2 protein-coding genes are annotated in these 2,305 nt (G+C 65.6%); one reads left to right on the forward strand and one right to left on the reverse strand.

What is annotated here, in order from left to right:
* The first annotated feature begins 321 nt into the window (after positions 1–321).
* Positions 322–1,938 carry a transposase gene (locus ACYVK3_RS21700; RefSeq protein ID WP_460499441.1) on the forward strand — a complete coding sequence of 539 codons (1,617 nt, stop codon included), beginning with the start codon at positions 322–324 and terminating at the stop codon, positions 1,936–1,938.
* A gap of 36 nt (positions 1,939–1,974) precedes the next feature.
* On the opposite strand, the gene ACYVK3_RS21705 is transcribed toward ACYVK3_RS21700, so the two are convergent.
* Complete coding sequence (locus ACYVK3_RS21705; RefSeq protein ID WP_460499442.1) at positions 1,975–2,226, reverse strand: hypothetical protein; 252 nt, start codon at positions 2,224–2,226, stop codon at positions 1,975–1,977.
* Positions 2,227–2,305 lie beyond the last annotated feature (79 nt).

Below are 2,305 nucleotides of genomic sequence, written 5' to 3' on the forward strand. Positions count from 1 at the left end.
TGCAACCCGAACCCTACCGGCCCGGGAGATCAAGGTGTCAACGTCAAAGGGTTAAGCCCCGTCGTAAGAGGTTCGGGTGTCGGCCACCCAGTCGTCCGCAGTCATGCCCGACAACATACTTGACCGTTACCTCGCTGGCCGCCAAGGCGAAGAGGTGGGTCACCGGCCCGCCAACTAACCCAGAACCCCACCACGTGTCCGCAAAGGCACGATCCGGAAATCCCGCCCCTCGCCCGAACTTGAAACGAGTTCTTAGCTTGAGGTTTGACGTGGGTGGTGTCTCAGTGCTGCCTGGTTTGGACGCAGGGAAGCCCTTGGTGAATGATTTTCCTTGTGTCGCAAACAAAATCATCATCAAGGGCTTCGGGCTCGATCGTATCGGACGGTGGCGGCGCCCTTGAGCGGCTGACCGGGTTCCGTGAGGTGTTCTACTCCGAGGTGTTGACCGGGCGGCGTGATGCGCTGTTCGAGGCGTGCGAGGCGTTGTTGGAGACACCGGGCCGGGTCGAGGCGTTCCCGTACCTGTCGCTCTCCCCTCGGTTCGGCCGTGGTCACGACATGCTGTACCAGGCGTTCAACTGCGGCAGGGTGGATCATCGGCGCTTTCGGCGGGCGGCGTTGTACCAGCCGATCCCGACCGTGGCCGGGCGGATCGTCCTCGCCGTCGATGTGACAGCGTGGCTGCGCCCGGACGCGAACACCAGTGGTGAGCGGGCGTTCTGCCATGTTCACGGCCGGGGCCGGGGGGCCGATTCGCGTGTCCCGGGGTGGCCGTACTCGATGGTGGCGGCGGTCGGGTCGGGGCCTTCTTCATGGACGGCGCTGTTGGATATCGAGCGGGTCGGCGTTGATGACCACGACAGCATCGTCGCCGCAGTCCAGCTCGCACGTACGGTCAAGGGCCTGATCGCCGTCGGCCGGTGGAAGATCGGCGATGCGGACATCGCGGTGGTCATCGATTCGCTGTACGCCGAGGCATACCTGGCGCATCAGCTCGCGGACCTGCCGGTCATCGTCGTCTCCAGGGTGCGTTCGGACCGGGTGTTCTACGGCCCGGCGCCCGATCGGGCGTCTGGGGGCGCGGGCCGTCCCGCCCACCACGGCGCGAAGATGTCGCTCAAAGACCACCGCACCTGGACCGAGGCGGCCGCGGGCCTCGAGCAGCACTCGCCCGTCTACGGGTGTTTGGCGGTCACGGCGTTCGACCAGCTGCATCAGAAGCTCTCCAGGCAGGTCATCGTGTGGGCCGGCCATGAGGGCCCGCTGCCGGTCATCGCCGGGACCCTGCTGCGGTTGCAGCCCGAACGGCTCCCGCACGCGGGCAATCCCGAGGTCGTGTGGCTGTGGGCCTCGGCAGTGAACATCGACGCCGATCTGCTCATCGCGTGTTTCACCGCGTGGCTGCGCCGGTTCGACATCGAGCACACCTTCCGGTTCCTCAAGCAGTATCTGGCTCTGACGCTGCCCCGGTTGCGCTCAGCAGCGGCGGCCGACCGGTGGGTGGCCTTGGTCGGTGCCGCCTACATGCAACTGGGTATGGCCCGTCCTGGTGGCCGACCGGTCCTTCGCGTGGGAGCGCCCACGGGAACCCGGCGCTCTGACACCGGTCCGGGTGAAACGGGGATATCGGCATCTCCAGGCGAGCCTGCCGATCCTGTCCAGGACGCCGAAAACCCGGCAGTGCGGCACCGGCCGCATCGCGGGGTCGAAAAACCATGCCAAGGCACCGGTCCGCCACCCTGGGAAGTACCCGCACCTGAACCACATGCGAACCGCGCGAACGCGACAGGCATCAGCACCCTAATCCCACGCCGACATCGCCTCGTACCAGCAGCTACACGCCTACGAGGCAGCATTCACCATGCCCTGCAACCGAAAACGAGACACCACCCACGTCAAACCTCAAGCTTAGAGCGTCTAACACATTGCGCTTATTGAGGGTCTCGGTGATGGTCGGGGGTGCTGTCGTTCGTCTCAGGTGAGGGCATGGTCGAAGGTGTCGCGGTGTGTGAAGAGGTAGGCGTGCTCGCGCCTGCTCCATTCGATCCGGTCGGCGATCTGCGAGATGGTGGCAGGGGCGGTTTCCGGCCTGGCCTGGAAACCTGCCCAGAATCGCACGTTCCTCGCCTGGCGCTCCAGGATGCAATCGACCAGGACATGCCGCTCTGACGGTTCGAGGCCGTAGGCGTCGGCGACGAGCCGCACTTGCTCTGCCTGACGGGGCAAGGGCAGCGACTCCTTCGAGGGGGCTTAACCCTTTGACGTTGACACCTTGATCTCCCGGGCCGGTAGGGTTCGGGTTGCA

It is taken from the genome of Glycomyces tarimensis (assembly GCF_054776215.1).

Bases quoted from the DNA above. Each gene is read 5' to 3' on its own strand.
- ACYVK3_RS21700 (WP_460499441.1), top strand. From the start codon at position 322: ATGATTTTCCTTGTGTCGCAAACAAAATCATCATCAAGGGCTTCGGGC.